A 20041-nucleotide genomic window follows, 5' to 3' on the forward strand; every position below is an offset into this window, starting at 1 on the left:
ACTCTCTTTTTATTGGTTTGACTTTGTTGATATGACAGGGAAAATGGGAAAAACCCCTATCAAATATTACTAAAAATATTCCCTTTCAAACCTTGTCTTTGAAATCTAAAAAAATCATTTCATAGCATATCGTAAAGCAAACGATTGTGCAAGGCCAAGCTTTTAGGGCGTATGGTCCGATAATATGATGCCGAATGCCGGGAGGAACTAATTCGGTAGAACATAAAGCAACAAAAATCAAGGTCGTAAAAAAGAGATAACGATTATATCTTTTATGGACAGAAGGGCTGCAAATATACCAAATAGCGACACCAATCATCAACGTGATATAACCACTTGCTTCACTTCCTGTACTAAACAACACGACATACAATAATACATTAGCCAATAGCATGAGCCGAAAACGGAGATATTTATATTGCTGAATTCTGAAATAAGGGATAAAGAATAGGATCAGTCCCGGTATAATCAGCCACAAATCACTATAAAAAGAACAGCCTGTGAGCTTACGTACGATTCCTAATAAAGAAATATTTTGAGATATGGCGAACATATTGAGGCCATTTTTGATTTCCAATCGTTCCAACCACGCAATATATTGCGAAGAAATATAATCTGTCCCCGGAGAGAAGAATATCGGCAAAACCAAAAACAAACATCCCCAAAAAACGCAGGAAAATACAAGACGCAATTTGTGTTTTGAAAAAAAGAAAAAAGCTAATCCTACAATCGGATATATTTTTATTAATGTTCCCAATAAAATCAAGCAAGAAGCCCAAAATTCTTTTTCTTTCTCAATTAAAACAAAAGAGAGAATAATAAATGCTGCCACAGAGATATTAAATTGTTGTACCCCCTGCGCCGTCATTAACTCACACAAAGAATACCAATAAACTATAATCCTCTGACTCTCATTGAAAGGTAACTGACGAATAGCATAAAAAAGAAAATATGTATTCATTAAAATCCAAAAAATCATCCCCAACCATTCAGGCAAGATAGAAAATGGAGCAATCACAAGCGCAAAGATCGGACCATAATGGTTTACATCATAATATTCGGTAGGATACTCCACATATAAAGGCAATCCGTTAATTACGTGAGGAAAAACATTTTCAAATATTTTATAGTTATTATATTTACCTATCAGCAATTTGACTATTGCATAAATTAGTCCAGAAGACATCCATATCCAAAAGACTGTTCTTTCTTTATGAAAAACAGTCTTTTGAAATATATGTGATAAATAGTTGATCTCTTTTACAGCTTTCATGTCAAAACCAATATCGCTTAATAGGAATCATAGCTAAAAGTATAAGAACTCACCTTGTCATTCCAATTTTTACTCGAACCTGGATATAAAGGATAACTTTTAAAATAATGTATATAGCAATGTGGAGAGTTTGGATCTACAGCAAACCAAATAGAATGTCCTGAATAATTTTCATGTTCATAAAATGTTGCTATACATTTGTTTCCATGTCCTACATAAACAGGGTATGAAGATTCATTTATCATATATGTACATACCAAATCAATAGAGGATATTTCATCCTGCATATTATTTTCATTCAATATCTCGGTTGATATCTTTACATTTTTTATACTACTATTTAATTGTGACGAAATAGTACGTCCTTTACATTTATCTTTTTGAAAAACAACTAATGTTGCAGAAGTAGTTATCTTAGATGTAAAATTTAAGTCATATACTTCAGGTAATAAAGGATTAATACCCTTTTGTAACTCATCTACATTATCAAAATATTCTATCATTCCATCTTCATGTACAAAAGAAGCTAAATTAGCATTATTTTCTAATTGTTTAGAAATAAACTCTACAACATCACTTAAGAAAACAATAGTACTATCATTATTGTACACATATTCAGATTCATATATTTCTCCATTATAAATAAAGGAAAAACTATTAACAGTATCTACAGATTTAGTTACCACATCAATTCGCGGCTTCGTATCACTAATAATATTTTCTTCACAAGAGAATAATATTCCTAATAAGAATATAAAAAACAGATTAACCAAGTTACATTTCATAATAATTCATCTTTAATATGGTTCATACAAATTTTTTTTAATCAAATTTGACCATAAATCAAATTTTCACCTTCTTTTATTATAACAGTGCTTCCTTCTTTCACTTCTTCGTCCAAAGAAATGACCACCGAAGGTTGCGCCTCTACAGATTGTTTATATACTACTTCTCCCGCCAAATTTGTCACAATCACTTCAACCGTTCCCAAATTAGCGGAAAACTCCAACAGCAAGTCTTTGTTGTTGTCTTCAATCCATGCTTGAATAGGCCGTTTAGGGATAATAGACTTAGGAGCAGTATCCCACTTCCCTTTCAGATATATTCGTTTCTTGGCAAAGCAAGGAAACGAAAATGTCGCTATTAACAGCAAACATCCAATTTTTCTAAATATCTTCATATTATGTTTAATATTTTTAGATGTAAATATAGAGGGAATTATTGGATGCAACAAATCGGTATATGGACAACCCTCTTTTTATATGGACAAAATTATTTCTCAGCTGCTATAAAACTGATAATAAAATACATAAATTTACTTCATATAGCTTACGCAAACGATCTAAATCCTTCCAAAATCCTTTTTTAATGCCCTTTACCTGCATATTCCACACTTCCGAAGACAAAACTGTCCCTATTTTTATACCCATATTTACTCTATTACCATCCTTTTTGTAGGATGCACCCATTTATATCGCTTCCTTTTTGATTCGGACACAGCTTCTGCCGAGTACGACTTCGGAACTTATTGGCCGAATCGGAACTGACTCCCAAAAGAACAGCCTCCTCGTTTAAGTGCAAATCCAAGAAACTGAGATAACAGATCTTGGTTTCTGTTTTTGTCAGACCCAACGTATTTTCTTTCATAAAAACGCTGACATTCGGAAAAAGGGAATCAATCAGACGAATCAGGCTTCTCCATTCCTCTTCGTTTAGTTTTTGTTCGATATCAGGTTTTACTTTCCGACAGCGCTCTTTCATTGTTTCAAATAAAGAGGATTGCTTCAATTTTTCCACTCTTAATACGGTGATTTCTTTCTTATATTCACTTGTATCCTCATGCGCAGCAGCTTTCCTTTCCATCTCTGCCGTTAACTCCCGAAGGCGACCTTCCTGTTCCGTTTCTTGCTTCTCATGCCGATTTTTTTCCTCTTCTAAAAACTGTTGCTGCCGATTTATTTCAAGCCGTCTTTTCCTATCCCTCAACTGATAACCCACAATCAACAAAAGGCAAATGATAACAGCCAAAGCAAACAAAAACTGTTTCTCTGCAACAAGTTTTTTATTGTCTTGAACGACAGTGACCACATCATGCCGTTTCTCTGCATCAATGATATCTACCTGTTTTTGTTGATCATATAAAGAATCTTTCTTTGCCTGATATTGTTCCAAAAGAGAAAGCGCTTTTTCTGTATCACCAGCTTCTTTTTCGATAAGGTAACCTAAATAGAAGCAATCGATCGATGTATAAGGGTTCAATGACGGACCTGTGGCTAATGCTAAATAATAACGGGCTGAATCAAGGAGACTCTCATTATAATAGAGATCACTCAAAGCCAGATAAGAGGGAACTTGATCCATCGTATCAGAACTTAAACTTCTACTATAATAGGCTCTCGCTTTTTCCACATCGCCCATTAAGTCATAAATATTTCCCAAACCATTAGAAATCGAACTAATCCCCCTTAAATCTTGAAGCCTTGTAATAACAGAATCCGCCCTCAACATATAGCAAAGCGCCAATGACAAAGAATCGTCAAATGCCCATGTTTTAGCCACATCTCGGAGGGCAAAGGCATAACTTCGTTCGTTGCCAGTCTGTTTGAAAAAACCGGCCGCTTCTTCAAACTTCCTCCGCTCTTCGCTTCTTTGGCCCGTATAAGTGTACAAGTCTGCCATATAGCTACAGATATACCCAGCCACATCATATAAATGCTTCTCTTTTGCCAACGACAACGCATCAGAATAAGCCATCGTTGCCGGGATAAAAAGCTTATCTTTCACATACGAACGTCCTAAATAAAGTCCCATCCAAGCCCGCTGTTCCGCGGTCCCTTGATTTTTATACCAAGCCAACGCCCGGTCGAGTTGTTCGGTATATAGCATATCTTTGAATAGTTTATCCGCCGCCCGGCAATACAGCATGCACCAACGTGCAAACTGCCGTTCGTTCAACCTATCGGGAGTTTTTACCTCATTCAATAAGATATAAGCGCTATCCGGATTTGCTTCTAAAAGTATTTCTGCCCGGTCCATCGTTTCCGATGCGATCCGGTCTCCTACACACGAAAAGAAGAGACTGACGGGCAACAAGATAAGCAAGAATATTTTTTTCATACGGATATATTGTTAGATCGGTTGTTTTCAGGAGGGAAAGGTACGCATTTTTATAATCGGGACAATACTTTTAACTACTCGATTTATCATAAAAACAGGCTCTTTGCTGTCAATTTGATTTGTTTTTAAGATTTCTGACGATATTAACATTCCTGTTTTCAGGCTTCTTAGCTTAAAGAGCAACCGTTTTTGAAGCTCTTTTCCCAAATCATCTAAATGATTTTTCAAATGGTCTGAATGCTTTTGGAAAATCATTTGGATATTCCGAACAAACTATTCGGATGAATCCGGAAAATCATCTGAATGATTTTCCCGGATAATGTGAAACAAAAGACAAAGGAGGGCGTATAAGATTACCGAAAGACCTTTAAAAGCCATTTTAACATCTCATTAACCCGATGGAGAAGAGCTTTTATAATTGACGTTTTGACTAAATTTCAACCTTTCAACTGACACTTCAATTCATTTTTCATGCATCATTCTGTTTTTTCGGAAACAAAAGATGAATCCATAGGCCATTTTACAAACAAAATGACAATAGCAAACCCTGTTTCCCTGCTCTATTTGTAACCATTCCGGCAAATGCCCCATACAGACGAATCAGAAGATGGTTAATCTGACATTGTGACAAATTGTTTATCCGGATATATGCCGGACTTGCTCAGCCTCTCACTTCAACTGATTCAACAAACTTCAGCAGTAATGCGAGTTTTCCGTCCTTTTCGTATGCTTGGCCATTTCACGGTTACTGTTGATCCATGATATAGTCTCATTTCTTTTTATGAATATAGGTCGTTATAGTATCCAATATATATTCTGTGTCTTGGAATAGATATAATACAGCGCATCTTCCAAAGACAGCACCTTTTTCTTCATAACCAATTCAACCAGTTCACGCATTACGAATGGGAGCATGACCGAGTCAAGTCCTCCTTGATTTGTTTCCATTTTTATCGTTTTATATACCTGCAAGAGTCTTTTTAACTCGAAGAGGAAATATTCTTAAAACTAAACTTTTTGTCATACTTAGCTTATTGTATCGTTTTCCCAAATATCCGTTGGTCCAAATCGAAACAGTAGCGCATGAAATTTGATTTTATACCCCATATATTTCAAATTATCCGCAAGGATAATATTTTTTAAGAAACAAGATATTTGACAAAGTTCTGAATATTAGCAAAATACAAATATCCGTCTTTTAGGAGGGGTTATTGTAGTTTCATCATACATGAACTTGCGTAGAATATGCCACTTTTCGGCTGTTGCAAGCTCCTTTTTCTACACGACAGCGAGCGTAGGGAACAAAATGGAATATTTCGGCACGATTACCCTGAAATTTTTATTTTCACAACCCCATATTTGAAAAAATTTTATATACTTTTGTAGAGCCATATCAATATTATAACATTCTATAGCCATGAACACAAATTTTTTACTGTCTTCCGATAACAACAACCGCAGCGAACTTCTAAAAAAGAAGATCATCCACTATTATATTGCCAATGGCGATGCGACCATTGCCGACCTGGGCCGTGAAATGGACCTGAGCATCCCGACCGTTACAAAACTGGTTACAGAACTTCAGGACGACGGTTATATCCTGGACTTCGGAAAACAGGAAACCAACGGGGGACGCAAACCTAACATTTATGGCCTCAATCCCGCATCCGGCTACTTCGTGGGAGTCGATATGCTGAAAGACAAGTTGAATATCGCAGCGATCGATTTCAAGGGCGACAAGGTGCAGCTCGAAGAGAACATCCCGTACCAATTTGAAAATACGCCTGCCTCGCTGGAGCAGTTCTGCAAGATTATTGACGATTTCATCGTTTCACTGCCTGTTGAACGGAATAAGATTTTAGCGGTCGGAGTCAATATCACCGGTCGCGTAAATCCGGCATCGGGCTATAGCTACAGCATTTTCTATTTCGAAGAAAAACCTCTTGCACAGATTCTCGAAGAACGGTTGCAGGCAAAGGTTTTTATCGAAAACGACAGCCGGGCCATGACCTACGGCGAATATATGAAAGGAGCCGTGCAGGGAGAAAAGAACATCCTGTTCGTCAATATGGCGTGGGGACTGGGACTGGGCATCATCATCGACGGCAATTTATACTACGGAAAATCCGGCTTTTCCGGGGAGTTCGGACACTTCTGCATGTTCGAAAACGAAGTGCTGTGCCATTGCGGCAAGAAAGGCTGTCTCGAAACAGAGGCTTCCGGATCGGCTTTCCACCGCATCCTGATGGAACGCCACCGGGAAGGGAGCAACACCATACTCGCCCAGAAGTTAGACAGTGGAGAAGAAATCTCGCTCGGCGACCTGCTCGAAGCGGTACGGAAAGAAGACGTGCTCTGTATCGAGATTCTGGAAACAATGGGGTTAAATTTAGGGAAAGGCATTGCCGGGCTGATGAACATCTTCAATCCTGAACTGGTCATACTGGGCGGAACGCTTTCACTGGCAGGCGAGTATATCAGTCTGCCGATCAAGAGCGCCATCCGTAAATATTCGCTCAACCTGGTCAACCAGGACACGGAAATCAAAATATCCAAATTAGGAGAAAGAGCAGGCGCATTCGGAGCATGCCTCTTATCGAGAAGCAAACTGCTTGGTATGATACATTATTAAATTAAGTTCCGCACATCTTTACATCTAAAGTTGTACATTACAAAAAATTAAACGATCAGAGCAACAATGGATAAACTCATAAGACAAAACGATAATTACGCAGAATGGATACAAACACTCAGCAAACGATATAGGCAAAGTCAGATAAAAGCTGCTGTTAAAGTGAACAATGAACTATTACAGTTCTATTGGTCACTCGGTCGTGACATTGTAGAAATGCACGCTGAAAGTAAATGGGGTAACAAACTTCTACAAAATCTTAGTACAGATTTACAAAACGCATTACCGGGAATCAAAGGTTTGTCTCCAAGAAATCTTCTATACATGAAGAATTTTTATCTCCTTTACAAACCTTTGACTGGAATTACGCCCCAAACTGAGGCGCAATTATCGTGTATATTTGAAATTCCTTGGGGACATCAAAAACTATTGATTGATAAGTTTAGAGAAATCCCGCAAAAAGCTTTATTTTTCGTATATAAAACAATCGAACAGGGTTGGAGTAGATCTATGCTACTTAACTTCATTGATTCAGATTTATATGAAAGCCAAGGGAAAGCTGTAACAAATTTCAGTTGTACACTACCACAGCAAACAAGCGAATTAGCTAAAGAATTGCTTAAAGATCCATATAATTTCGACTTTTTACAACTAACGACAAATTTCAAGGAAAAAGAATTGAAAGATGCCCTTATAAGTAATATTACAAAATTTTTGATCGAATTAGGTTCGGGATTTGCATATATGGGACGTGAATATCGTTTACAGGTTAGCACAAAAGAGCAATTTATGGATTTGCTTTTTTATAATACCCGTTTGCATTGTTACGTGGTAATAGAAGTAAAGATAACCGAATTTGAGCCATCCTATCTGGGACAGCTCAGTGCTTATGTCTCTTTTACCAACCACATTCTCAAAAGTGACACCGATAATCCTACAATTGGTCTGTTAATATGTAAAAATAAGGATAATGTATTTGCTCAATATTCTCTTGAAGGATACAATCAACCTCTTGGCATATCAGAATTTAAAGGTGTCAACCTTTTTCCAAAAGATTTTGAAAGTTCCTTACCTTCGATAGAAGAAATCGAAAACGAATTAAAAAAAATATAATAAGATTAAACTAATAAGAAACACAATGGAAAAGATTAAAGGCTTAATTGATGCACCTTTCACACCGTTCTACGAAAACGGGGAAGTAAATTACGAACCGATAGAAGCATATGCCAAGCTTCTGGTTAAAAACGGTTTAAAGGGAGTGTTTATCAACGGATCTTCGGGAGAAGGCTATATGCTGACCGACGAAGAGCGCATGAAACTGGCCGAAAGATGGGTGGAAGCGGCGCCTGCCGGATTCAAGGTCATCGTACACGTAGGCAGCACTTGCGTAAAATCGAGCCACAAACTGGCTGCGCATGCCCAAAAGATCGGAGCTTGGGGAATCGGAGCCATGGCCTCTCCTTTTCCGAAAGTGAACCGGATAGAAGAATTGGTGAAATACTGCGAAGAAATTGCTTCCGGCGCACCTGAACTTCCTTTCTATTACTATCATATCCCGGCTTTCAACGGCGCTTTCCTGCCGATGGTCGAACTGCTGAAAGCGGTGGACGGGCGCATCCCGAACTTCGCCGGCATCAAATATACTTACGAAAGCCTTTACGAATACAACCAGTGCCGTTTGTATAAAGACGGCAAATTCGATATGCTTCACGGACAGGACGAAACGATCCTTCCATGCCTGGCAATGGGCGGCGCACAAGGCGGCATCGGCGGGACAACCAACTACAACGGCAAAGAACTGACCGGAATACTCGAAGCCTGGGCCGCCGGAGACCTCGAAACGGCACGCGAACGCCAGAACTTCTCACAGGAAGTAATCAACGTGATCTGCCATTATCGCGGCAATATCGTGGGCGGCAAGCGGATCATGAAGCTGATCGGGCTCGACCTGGGCAAGAACCGGACGCCGTTCCAGAATATGACGGATGCGGAAGAGGCCGCCATGAAAGCGGAGCTTGAAGCAATTCATTTTTTCGACAGGTGCAATAAATTCTAAATCCATAAACGCCATGAACGACATTACAAAACCATCCGAATACCTCGGATATTGGGGCGAAAAATACAAAAACGATTTACTGACCGACATTCTGCCTTTCTGGCTGGAATACGGCATCGACAAAGAAAATGGAGGCTATTTCACCTGCCTGGACCGGGACGGTTCGCTGCTGGACACGAACAAATCGGTCTGGTTCCAGGGACGGTTCGCCTTTATACTCGCTTATGCTTATAACAACCTTGAAAAACGGGCCGAATGGCTGGAAGCCTGCAAAAACGGGATCGACTTTATCGAGAAATATTGTTTCGATACCGATGGCCGCATGTTTTACGAGGTGACGAAAACAGGAACTCCCGTACGAAAACGCCGATATGTATTTTCCGAAACGTTTGCCGCAATTGCCATGGCTCAATATTCGATCGCTTCGGGCGACAAGAGCTACGCAGAAAAGGCGGTCAAGCTGTTCAACCAAATTCTCTATTACAAAAACACGCCGGGCGCATTAGAGCCCAAATTCAGAGAAGGATTCGTAGCAAAAGGGCATTCCTTTTGCATGATCCTGATCGACACCGCCGCCCGCATCCGGGAGGCAATAAACGATCCTGTACTGACACGCCAGATCGACGAGTCGATAGCCGAACTGCGCCGTGATTTCATGAAGCCGGAGTTTAAAGCCATTCTGGAAACGGTCGGGCCGGACGGCGAATTCATCGATTCGATTCCGGGCCGGACCATCAATCCGGGCCATTCCATCGAGACTGCCTGGTTCATCCTCGAAGAGGCCAAACACCGGAACTGGGACCCGCAGCTGAAGCAGATGGGGCTCACGATCCTGGACTGGTCCTGGGAATGGGGCTGGGACAAAACACACGGTGGAATCACCTATTTCAGGGATTGCAAGAACCGTCCGCAGCAGGAATACTGGCACGACATGAAGTTCTGGTGGCCGCAGTGCGAGGCCATCATCGCCACACTGTATGCCTATGAAGCGACAGGCGATCCCAAATACCTGGAAATGCACAAACAGATCAACGAATATACCTACGCCCGCTTCCCGGATAAGGAATATGGCGAATGGTACGGTTACTTCCATTACGACGGAACACTCTCGCAACCGGCAAAAGGGAATATGTATAAAGGCCCGTTCCACATTCCCCGGATGCTTCTGAAATGTAATCTTTTATGTAAGGAAATACTATCCGGGTTATGATAAACAATAAGAAATACTATCCCTGGATCGTTGTCGCCCTGCTTTGGGGTGTGGCTTTGTTAAACTACATGGACAGACAGATGCTCTCGACCATGAAGTCTGCCATGATGATCGATATTACCGAACTGGAATCTGCCACGAACTTCGGGCGCCTGATGGCGGTATTCTTGTGGATATACGGCCTGATGAGCCCGGTCGCCGGCATGATAGCCGACCGGATCAACCGGAAATGGCTGATTGTGGGCAGTCTCTTCGTCTGGTCGTTCGTTACGCTGATGATGGGATATTCGACCGATTTCAACCAGATTTATATTCTCCGCGCCATTATGGGAGTCAGCGAAGCCTTATATATTCCTGCCGGACTTTCGCTGATCACGGATTACCACCAGGAAAAAACGCGGTCATTAGCCGTCGGAATCCATATGACCGGGCTTTACACCGGTCAGGCATTGGGTGGTTTCGGAGCCACCATTGCGGGGGCATACAGCTGGGAAACGACGTTCCACTGGTTCGGAATCATCGGGATCGCGTACAGTCTCGTCCTGATTCTTTTTCTGAAAGAGAAAAAAGACCATACGGTCGCCAGACTGGATTCGGAACCCGGACCGAAAGAAAGTCCGGTGAAAGCGGCGATAAAGGGAATGGGAATGTTGTTCGTCAACATTTCATTCTGGATCATCCTGCTCTACTTCGCCACTTCGAGCTTGCCGGGTTGGGCGACTAAAAACTGGCTGCCGACTTTGTTCTCGGAGAATTTGTCCATCGATATGTCGGAGGCCGGGCCGTTGTCCACCTTCACGATCGCGATCTCTTCCTTCATCGGGGTGATTGCGGGCGGTATCTTATCCGACAAATGGATTCAGCGGAATGTACGGGGACGCATTTATACCGGTTCCATCGGGCTTGCCCTGACTATTCCGGCACTCCTGCTGTTGGGGTTCGGCGACAGTTTCGCCATGATTGTCGGCGGCGGACTCTGTTTCGGTATCGGCTTCGGTATTTTCGATGCCAACAACATGCCGATCCTCTGCCAATTCGTATCGCCGCGCTACCGGGCGACCGCCTACGGCATCATGAACATGACCGGGGTCTTTGCCGGGGCGATCATCACAAAACTGTTGGGCGAATCGACGGATGCCGGTAACTTAGGACATGATTTCGCAATGATGGCCGGCTTGGTATTCGTCGCCTTAGTGGTGGAAGTCATTTTCTTACGCCCGAAAACGGTCAACATGACCGACAAGTAAAACTTATTATAAATAACCTAATCAACAAAAAACATCATGAGAAAAATCTTTCTTTACTTCAGCCTCCTTCTCTTCATGCAAACTGTCTTTGCCGCCGACAGCTTGTTCGTCAGAAAGCCGCAGATCCCGATACTGATCGACCGGACAGACAATATCTTAGTGGAAATGCGTATACAGGCACACAAAGGAGATGTACTCAACAAGCTTTCCCTGCAATTCAAAGAGGGGATCGACTTAAACGGCATAAAGGCTTTACGCTTTTTCTATAGCGGAACGGAAGCGACTTCCCGGCAGGGAAAGCATTACCGCCCGGTTTCCTATATATCCAGCCATGCGGAAGGCAAGACTAAGGCTGCCAATCCCTCCTACTCCGTTAAACAGAGCGAGGTGACGGATATCACCAATGTCGTGATCTTCACCAGCAGCCAGCCGATGGTGGAAGGAGTCAACTATTACTGGATCAGCATCGAGATGAAACCGGAGGCTTCCCTGTTGACCACCTTTACCGTTCAGATGCCGATGGCGGAGGTAAACAACATGCCGGCAACAATCGTGTGGGACGGCAAATCGGATGTCCGCCGCATGGGAATCGGTGTCCGCCATGCCGGTGACGACGGGGCTTCGGCTTTCCGTATTCCGGGGCTGGTGACGACCAATAACGGGACACTCTTGGGCGTGTACGATATCCGCTACAACAGCAGCGTGGACCTACAGGAAATGGTCGATATAGGAGTAAGCCGCAGCACCGACAAGGGACAGACCTGGGAGCCGATGCGCGTAGCGATGACGTTCGGCGAAACGGGTGGCCTGCCTCACGCACAGAATGGCGTGGGCGACCCGTCTATCCTGGTGGATGAAAAGACAAATACGATCTGGATCGTGGCCGCCTGGACGCACGGGATGGGGAACGGACGTGCCTGGTGGAATTCCATGCCGGGCATGTCGGCCGACAGCACCGCCCAGCTGATGCTTGTCAAAAGCGAAGACGACGGCAAGACCTGGAGCCGGCCGATCAATATCACTCCGCAGGTGAAAGATCCTTCCTGGTACTTCCTGTTGCAGGGACCGGGCCGGGGTATCACGATGAAAGACGGGACACTGGTTTTCCCGATCCAGTTCATCGATTCCACCCGCATACCGAATGCCGGCATCATGTACAGCAAAGACCGGGGAACCACCTGGCATCTGCATAACCTGGCACGTACGAACACGACCGAGGCGCAGGTAGCCGAAGTCGAACCGGGTGTCCTGATGCTGAACATGCGTGACAACCGGGGAGGCAGCCGTGCCGTGGCCACCACCCGCGACTTAGGCAAGACCTGGTACGAACATCCGTCCAGCCGCAGCGCCCTGCAGGAACCGGTTTGTATGGCAAGCCTCATCCACGTGGATGCCAAAGACAACATCACGGGAAAAGACCTGCTGATCTTCTCCAATCCGAACACGACGAAAGGACGCAACCATATCACCATAAAGGTAAGTACGGACGGAGGCATGACCTGGCCGCTCTCCAACCAGGTGACACTGGACGAAGACGAAGGTTGGGGCTATTCCTGCCTGTCCATGATCGACAAGGAGACGGTCGGCATCTTCTATGAATCGAGCGTCGCTCATATGACTTTCCAGGCTGTCAAATTAACAGATCTGGTCAAATAGCCGGATGTTCATATTTGTCACATATTCCGATAAGAAACGATAAGCAAATGAAAAAGTTCCTGTTCTGTTTATTCATCGTATTGAGTGCCGCGGTTCATGCACAAAAGATCAAGGTTACCTGCGTAGACAACGGGAACTTGCAAATGCCTGTCACCTATTCGGACAATATGGTACTCCAACGGGAGAAACCGCTCAGGATAGCCGGGACAGCCAATGCCGGGGAAAAAGTGACGGTCGGCATTGCCGGACAGAAGGGCGAAGCGGTAACGGCTCCGGACGGGAAATGGTCGGTCACCCTGCCGCCGATGAAGGCAGGAGGACCGTACACGTTGAGCATCTCAGCCGCATCCGGAAGACTGGATTATACTAATGTCCTGATCGGCGAAGTATGGCTTTGTTCCGGCCAGTCGAATATGGCGTTCCAGGTCAGCAGCGCCGTCGACAGCCAGCGGAAGGCTTTTCTGGAATTTGCCGCCCGGAAACCGCAAATCCGCCTCTTCGACATGAAGCCTCGGTGGACGACAAATGCGGTGGAATGGGACATTTCGACACTGGACTCCCTCAACAGGCTTCAATATTACCGGGATACCGAATGGAAGGAATGCGACGAAGAGACGGCGAATCGTTTCTCTGCCGTAGCCTTTGCGTTCGGGCAGATGTTGTCAGACAGCTTGCAGGTTCCGGTCGGACTTATCCTGAACGCCATAGGCGGTTCGCCGGCGGAGGCCTGGATAGACCGCAAAACCCTGGAATTTGAGTTCCCGGACATCCTCTACGACTGGAAACAGAATGATCTCATTCAAGCCTGGGCACGGGAACGCGCCGCCCTCAACATCCGAAAATCGGCGAACAAGCAGCAACGGCATCCTTACGAGCCTTGCTACTTATACGAGTCCGGCATTCAGCCGCTCGAAAAATTCCCGATACGGGGGATCATCTGGTATCAGGGAGAATCGAACGCCCACAATGTGGAAGCGCATGAGAAATTGTTCCATCTTCTGACAAAAAACTGGCGGGAGAACTGGGCGGAAGAATTGCCTTTCTATTATGTGCAACTATCCAGCATCGACCGTCCCAGTTGGCCCTGGTTCCGGGACAGCCAGCGACGGATGCTTCAATCGATCCCCAACAGCGGCATGGCGGTCAGCAGCGATCACGGCGATTCCTTAGATGTCCACCCGCGCCACAAACGGGAGATAGGGGAACGCCTCGCTCACTGGGCGCTCAATAAGACGTACGGGCACGATATCCTTCCTTCCGGCCCGCTCTACCGCTCGGCGACATTCAAGGACGGTGCTGCCTATGTCACATTCGATTACGGAAAAGGTATGCACAGTTCCGACGGCGGCCGGCTGCGCACTTTCGAGATAGCCGGGCACGATGGTTTATTCGTCCCCGCAGAGGCACAAATCATCGATGGAAAGACCGTAAAAGTATGGAGCGGTCAAATCCGTAATCCGAAATTCGTCCGTTACGGCTGGCAACCTTTCACCCGTGCCAATTTAGTGAACGAAGCGGAGCTTCCGGCTTCGACATTCCGTTCGGAAGCTGCTCCGGTCAGTTGGTTCCGGTTGCCCGATCTGCCCGGCCCGGATGGCAAGCCGGCTCTCGGAATCTCCGCTCCGTTCACCGGTGTCAGCAACGGGCAGTTGATCGTGGCCGGAGGGTGTAACTTTCCTGGCAAACCAGCGTCCGAAGGGGGTACAAAAGAATACTACAGCGATATATACGCATTAGATATGACCGCCCGATCTCCCGCCGGATGGAGAAAGATCGGCAGATTGCCGTTGCCGCTTGCCTACGGGGCATCGGCCACAACACCCGAAGGGCTCGTATGGATCGGGGGAAATAACCGGGAAGGTGCTTCCGGGCAGGTCTTTTTCCTGAATTGGGACAGGAAAAAGCAGCGACTGCATATCTCTGAGCTGCCGTCACTCCCCATGCCGATGGATAATCTCTCGGCCACCTATGCCGACGGTTACCTGTATGTCGCCGGGGGAAATAAGCATCCGGACTGTTCAAACTCGCTCTTCTCATTACAGCTAACGCCATCGCCTCAAAAGGAATGGGTACGGCTTCCGGACTTTCCCGGACCTGCCCGCGTACAGCCCGTCCTGGCAGCCCAGCAATCCGGGGACGGCGTGCGACTTTATCTGGCAGGCGGTTTCCAGCCGGCATCCGCCCATCAGGAAGCCATTGTCTGCACTGACATACTTTCTTATCATCCGGAGACAAAACAGTGGAGAAACGAAGGACTCTTGCCTTCTTTAGCAGACGGTTCCTATCGTACCATTACGGGAGGCTGTGCCGTCGCGTCGGGCGACAGTTCCATCCTGCTGACAGGAGGCGTGAACTACGACCGTTTCCGTGACGCTCTTAACCACCCTCAACCAGATTATCTGCTACATCCTGCCGGCTGGTATAAGTTCAATACCTCCCTGCTACAATACAATACTTTCACAAAACACTGGACCCACTTAGGCGACTACGAAGAACTGGCACGTGCCGGCGCCGGCATCGCAAACAATGCCAACACGGTAATCATAATTGGCGGAGAGCTAAAGCCGGGTATCCGCACGCCGGAAGTCAATGCTTTTGAACTTATGCTTCCTCCGAAAATATCCGGCCACTCAAAATAACAATCAAGAATGATTTATTTGTCATATCTTTCTATAACTTTGTGTCACTATCGGTTGAATCAAAGTAATACTATTTTGCTATGTCCAGAAAAATCATATTTCTTCTCTCTTTTGCTATCATAACATTGGCACATTTGTCCGCATCAGGCAGCCATCTTAATAAAATAGAATCAAACTACAAAATCAGGCGGATATCCCCCGACGGAGGGCTAAGCATAAACGGGCAACGCGATGTCCGGCAAGATAAATGGGGATTTATCTGGGTGACGACCGTCAACAATCTATATCGGTTCGACGGATATACCTTTAAGCCTTATACGGAAAAAATCAATAAAACGATTCCCTTCGCCTCACTGACTTTCGAAAGATTGGAGATCGACAAGGAAGGCGATCTTTACGTGACAACCAGCAACGGACTACTCAAATACAATTCACTGACCGATAATTTCGACCGTTTGCAACCAGGAAGATGTTCATTAATCAAAGAGGATATGAAAGGAAGGTTATGGATATCCAATCCTTCCTCCGTCGGTTTGTTTGACCGGGAAACCTTCCGGTTTACGGCTATAAAATCGGAAACGAGCGACATACCCGACGTTTCGGGCATTTGTACCCAGCATAATAAGATTTATATCGGGACGGCGACAGGAAAAATCTACTTATATGACGAAACGGGAAACAGGTTCCAGAAGGTTCTTCATATTCCCGAATATAATATTGCCGACATCATCCAAGCAGATTCCTTACTCTATGTCCTGACCGAGAGTAAAGGCCTGGTCGTTATTCCGACCGACAGCTATCAGCCAATCAAACAATATGATTTCTTTTATCCGGCAGGAGACACGAGAGTTTCCGCCAGAGCTCTATTCATTGACAAATTTAACCATATATGGATTACAGGACAACGGGGTATATATATCCTGAACCCGGAAACCGACGAATTCACTCACTATTCATATGAGAAAACTGATCCTTACGGATTACCCAGCAATTCTATTTGGAGAATCGCTGAAGATACACAAGGATGCCTATGGTTCGGAACCTATTCGGGAGGTCTTTGCTTCATTAACCTTGACGAACAGAAAAGTTTGAAATCATTTAACGGGAGAACGGACGATTTAAGCTATTCGGTCGTCAGCAGTTTTGCCGAAGATGAAAAATCTTTATGGATCGGGACGGAAGGCGGAGGACTTAACCGGTATGATAAACAGGCCGGAACCTTTACTCACTTCAAATATAATCCTACTAAAAACAGCCTTTCCTACGATAATATCCAAAGCCTTTTATACACCGATAACAAATTGTGGATAGGCATGTCACGCGGAGGTTTGGATTGCCTCGATACACGGAGCGAACACTTTACCCATTATACACTCAACAACAACATGCTGATAAACGACCATGTTGAAAGAATTGTAGCCGAAGCCGATTCCGGGCTTTGGATAAAATATCTGATGAACCGGAACTTCCTGACCTATTTATCAATCAAGGATAATACAACGGAACATATTAATTTCCTGGCCCCTCCAATTCAATCGAATGGAAATATCAGCGATATCAGAAGGGGAAATGGCGATACCCTCTGGATCGCTTCCGCCTATCAGCTGTTAACCATGAATGTGCGGACCCGCCATGTACAAGTGGCAGATTACAGGCATTCGGATATCAAGGACCCACAAGGCATGAATATCCAAACAATCTACGTAGACAACGACAAGCAGTCCATATGGATAGGGACACACGGAAACGGCTTGCTTATTTACGACATCCCGAACCGGAGCTTGTCTTTAAAAGCTGATTTATCAAAATATAAAGTCCACTCCATTTATAGTATCAATAAAGATAACAAAGGGAACATATGGTTGGGGACCGATAACGGCTTATTCCGTATGGACATCGAAACCGACAGGCTACAACAGTTCAATAAAGCCGACGGGGCACAGGGACAAACTTATTATCCTTTCTCCACATTCAAATCAACCAATGGGGAGTTATATTTCGGAGGGAATGAAGGGTTCTCCATTATTGCCCCGTCCAAAATCTCTTATAACAACTATAAGCCGGCCGTAATCCTTTCCGATTTTTTACTCGATAACATTCCCGTCATTCCCAACACCAAGAATTCGCCTCTGAAATCTTCTATCTTTCAAACAAAAGAACTGGTGCTCGATTACAACCAGAATAATTTCTCTTTCGAATTTACATCTACGAACTATCTGAATCCGGATAAAAACCGTTTTCGATACCGCCTACAGAAATATGATGACAAATGGATCGAAACAGATGCAAGCCATCGATCTGTTTCCTATTCCAAAGTACCAAAAGGTACATACAATTTTGAAATCATGACCGCCAACAATGACGGTGTATGGGGTGAACTGACTACCCTCAAAATCATTATCAAACCGGCCCCTTGGTTAAGCAACTGGGCAATTGCCTCATATATTCTTTTAGTTTCCATCATTCTCTACGCACTCATCCGTTACTACAATTACCAGCGCAAGCTTAAAATGCACTACTACCTGGAAGAACGAGAGCGGGAACAAAAAGAAGAATACCACCAGGCACAATTGACATTTTTCACAAATGTCTCACACGATTTCCGGACGCCGCTTTCGCTTATCCTCGCGGCACTGGAGCCTATCAAAGCCGGGAACCTCGCCGGGAAATACATATCGATCCTTGAAAACAATGCAAAGCGATTATTAGCTCTGGTAAACGAAGTAATGGATTTCCGTTCTTTGCAAAACAATAAGATCAAACTCAATATACAAATCGATAATTGGAATCGGTTTGTATCGGAGAATTGCTCCGATTTCTCAGAATCGGCAGAACAGAAAAGAATACGGTATACGGTAGAACAAGACCCGTCTATTGCAGCAGACTGTTATTTTGATAAGAAAGTAATGGAGAAAATACTTCTGAATCTGCTCAACAACGCATTCAAATATACCCCGGAAGGAGGAAACATAAAAGTCTCTACCCTATCGAACATCAGGAATTTCACAAGCATGCATGCGAATAAGATCATTATCCAACCGGGAGATGAAACTCAAAATCTTTTCGGATTGGTCATAAGTGACAGCGGAGTCGGAATTTCAGAAGCCTCTATCGGACATATATTCGAACGTTATTACAGGGTCAGTGAATCGAGCGGGACACAGCATTTAGGATCAGGTATCGGGCTGGCATTAGTCAAAAGCCTGGTTAAACTGCACAAAGGATATATTGCCGTCTACAGTGAAAGAGATTTAGGTTCCGATATCGTGATCGGTTTTCCTGTCGACGTGTCTGTTTATGAAGCAGATGACTTTCATAATAACGAAGCCGACTCCCATAATCCGGAGAATAAGTTCGACACCGGTTCCGGGTTTATGGATCATGAGACAAGTCCGGTTGCCACCCCTTTACCGGATTCAAAGAAAAAGAACATTCTCTTTGTGGAAGACAATAATGATCTGAGAGAATTATTAGCAGAGACTCTCCGGGAATACTATAACGTTGAAGAAGTAGCAAATGGCCGGGAAGCTTTAGAACAGCTTGCAAACAAGAACATCGATCTCGTCCTGACAGACATTATGATGCCAGGAATCAATGGCATCGAATTAAGTAAAAAAATCAAAGAGAATATTGACAGTTCCCACATACCGGTTGTCATATTAACCGCTAAAACAGGTGATGAGAATCAAATAGAAGGGCTCTACTCCGGGGCCGACATCTATCTGAAAAAACCGGTTAACAAACAAATCCTGTTGCTAAGCCTATCCAATCTTTTCAAGCAACAGGCAAGAATAAGGGAATATTATGCCAAACACTATTTTGCGCAAACAGACAATACCGACACGTCCATAAATAAAAGAGATGCCGAGTTTATGAAACAACTGACAGAAGTTATTGAAAAGAACCTGTCCAATACTGATATCGACGTTTTACAGATCGCGTCCACCCTGGCAATGAGCCGACGTACGCTTTATGGCAAAGTAAAAGCCCTGACCGGGCAATCGGTTGTCGAATTTATTCGTAATTACAGGCTAAGAAAGGCCGCCCAAATATTAACGGAAGAAAATATCTCTATCAGTATGGTTATGGATCGGGTAGGGATAGACAATGCCTCTTATTTTTCACGGATATTTAAAAAAGAATTCGGAGAATCTCCGTCTGAATTTGTCTCCCGGCATCATAAAGAACCTAATGGAGGATAGTAGACAAGA

Annotated in this window: 13 protein-coding genes; 8 read left to right on the forward strand and 5 right to left on the reverse strand. The window is 44.2% G+C overall.

Annotation, left to right across the window (positions count from 1 at the left end; all coding sequences use genetic code 11):
• Nucleotides 1-85: 85 nt before the first annotated feature.
• The 5 genes from H8S65_RS11485 to H8S65_RS11505 form a co-directional block, all read right to left on the reverse strand.
• Nucleotides 86-1273, reverse strand: coding sequence for a glycosyltransferase family 87 protein (locus H8S65_RS11485; RefSeq protein WP_186930117.1), 1188 nt, complete (start codon nt 1271-1273; stop codon nt 86-88).
• Nucleotides 1274-1290: 17 nt separating this feature from the next.
• Nucleotides 1291-2058, reverse strand: a complete 768-nt coding sequence (locus tag H8S65_RS11490; RefSeq protein WP_186930118.1) for a hypothetical protein — start codon at nt 2056-2058, stop codon at nt 1291-1293.
• A 41-nt stretch (nt 2059-2099) separates the two neighbouring features.
• Nucleotides 2100-2453: a DUF3244 domain-containing protein gene (locus H8S65_RS11495; RefSeq protein WP_186930119.1), complete on the reverse strand. Its 354-nt coding sequence runs from the start codon at nt 2451-2453 to the stop codon at nt 2100-2102.
• 260 nt (nt 2454-2713) lie between these two features.
• Nucleotides 2714-4390: a tetratricopeptide repeat protein gene (locus H8S65_RS11500; RefSeq protein ID WP_186930120.1), complete on the reverse strand. Its 1677-nt coding sequence runs from the start codon at nt 4388-4390 to the stop codon at nt 2714-2716.
• Between the two features lie 795 nt (nt 4391-5185).
• Nucleotides 5186-5338: a hypothetical protein gene (locus H8S65_RS11505; RefSeq protein WP_186930165.1), complete on the reverse strand. Its 153-nt coding sequence runs from the start codon at nt 5336-5338 to the stop codon at nt 5186-5188.
• A gap of 469 nt (nt 5339-5807) precedes the next feature.
• On the opposite strand from H8S65_RS11505, the gene H8S65_RS11510 reads away from it, so the two are divergent.
• The 8 genes from H8S65_RS11510 to H8S65_RS11545 all read left to right on the forward strand — a co-directional run bounded on the left by H8S65_RS11510 (nt 5808) and on the right by H8S65_RS11545 (nt 20032).
• Nucleotides 5808-7022 carry an ROK family transcriptional regulator gene (locus tag H8S65_RS11510; RefSeq protein ID WP_186930121.1) on the forward strand — a complete coding sequence of 405 codons (1215 nt, stop codon included), beginning with the start codon at nt 5808-5810 and terminating at the stop codon, nt 7020-7022.
• Between the two features lie 66 nt (nt 7023-7088).
• Nucleotides 7089-8135, forward strand: coding sequence for a PDDEXK nuclease domain-containing protein (locus tag H8S65_RS11515; protein WP_186930122.1), 1047 nt, complete (start codon nt 7089-7091; stop codon nt 8133-8135).
• A gap of 25 nt (nt 8136-8160) precedes the next feature.
• Nucleotides 8161-9078, forward strand: a complete 918-nt coding sequence (locus tag H8S65_RS11520) for a dihydrodipicolinate synthase family protein (RefSeq protein WP_186930123.1) — start codon at nt 8161-8163, stop codon at nt 9076-9078.
• 13 nt (nt 9079-9091) lie between these two features.
• The gene (locus H8S65_RS11525; protein WP_186930124.1) at nt 9092-10288 is read left to right on the forward strand and encodes an AGE family epimerase/isomerase; all 1197 of its coding nucleotides are present in this window, start codon (nt 9092-9094) and stop codon (nt 10286-10288) included.
• Nucleotides 10288-11535, forward strand: a complete 1248-nt coding sequence (locus H8S65_RS11530; protein ID WP_186930162.1) for an MFS transporter — start codon at nt 10288-10290, stop codon at nt 11533-11535. The genes H8S65_RS11525 and H8S65_RS11530 overlap by 1 nt, the downstream gene beginning before the upstream one ends.
• Before the next feature lie 36 nt (nt 11536-11571).
• A complete protein-coding gene (locus tag H8S65_RS11535) occupies nt 11572-13191 on the forward strand; it encodes a sialidase family protein (RefSeq protein WP_186930125.1) in 1620 nt (539 codons plus the stop codon).
• A gap of 47 nt (nt 13192-13238) precedes the next feature.
• Nucleotides 13239-15830, forward strand: a complete 2592-nt coding sequence (locus H8S65_RS11540) for a cyclically-permuted mutarotase family protein (RefSeq protein ID WP_255489181.1) — start codon at nt 13239-13241, stop codon at nt 15828-15830.
• 80 nt (nt 15831-15910) lie between these two features.
• Nucleotides 15911-20032, forward strand: coding sequence for a hybrid sensor histidine kinase/response regulator transcription factor (locus tag H8S65_RS11545; protein WP_186930126.1), 4122 nt, complete (start codon nt 15911-15913; stop codon nt 20030-20032).
• Nucleotides 20033-20041: the final 9 nt, after the last annotated feature.

Origin of the sequence: Parabacteroides hominis, assembly GCF_014287585.1 — a bacterium.
In the GTDB taxonomy this organism is placed as follows: domain Bacteria; phylum Bacteroidota; class Bacteroidia; order Bacteroidales; family Tannerellaceae; genus Parabacteroides; species Parabacteroides hominis.

Excerpts from the sequence above, each read along its gene's own strand:
- H8S65_RS11485 (WP_186930117.1), bottom strand. The coding sequence starts at position 1,273 with ATGAAAGCTGTAAAAGAGATCAACTATTTATCACATATATTTCAAAAG.
- H8S65_RS11490 (WP_186930118.1), bottom strand. The coding sequence starts at position 2,058 with ATGAAATGTAACTTGGTTAATCTGTTTTTTATATTCTTATTAGGAATA.
- H8S65_RS11495 (WP_186930119.1), bottom strand. The coding sequence starts at position 2,453 with ATGAAGATATTTAGAAAAATTGGATGTTTGCTGTTAATAGCGACATTT.
- H8S65_RS11500 (WP_186930120.1), bottom strand. The coding sequence starts at position 4,390 with ATGAAAAAAATATTCTTGCTTATCTTGTTGCCCGTCAGTCTCTTCTTT.
- H8S65_RS11505 (WP_186930165.1), bottom strand. The coding sequence starts at position 5,338 with ATGGAAACAAATCAAGGAGGACTTGACTCGGTCATGCTCCCATTCGTA.
- H8S65_RS11510 (WP_186930121.1), top strand. The coding sequence starts at position 5,808 with ATGAACACAAATTTTTTACTGTCTTCCGATAACAACAACCGCAGCGAA.
- H8S65_RS11515 (WP_186930122.1), top strand. The coding sequence starts at position 7,089 with ATGGATAAACTCATAAGACAAAACGATAATTACGCAGAATGGATACAA.
- H8S65_RS11520 (WP_186930123.1), top strand. The coding sequence starts at position 8,161 with ATGGAAAAGATTAAAGGCTTAATTGATGCACCTTTCACACCGTTCTAC.
- H8S65_RS11525 (WP_186930124.1), top strand. The coding sequence starts at position 9,092 with ATGAACGACATTACAAAACCATCCGAATACCTCGGATATTGGGGCGAA.
- H8S65_RS11535 (WP_186930125.1), top strand. The coding sequence starts at position 11,572 with ATGAGAAAAATCTTTCTTTACTTCAGCCTCCTTCTCTTCATGCAAACT.
- H8S65_RS11540 (WP_255489181.1), top strand. The coding sequence starts at position 13,239 with ATGAAAAAGTTCCTGTTCTGTTTATTCATCGTATTGAGTGCCGCGGTT.
- H8S65_RS11545 (WP_186930126.1), top strand. The coding sequence starts at position 15,911 with ATGTCCAGAAAAATCATATTTCTTCTCTCTTTTGCTATCATAACATTG.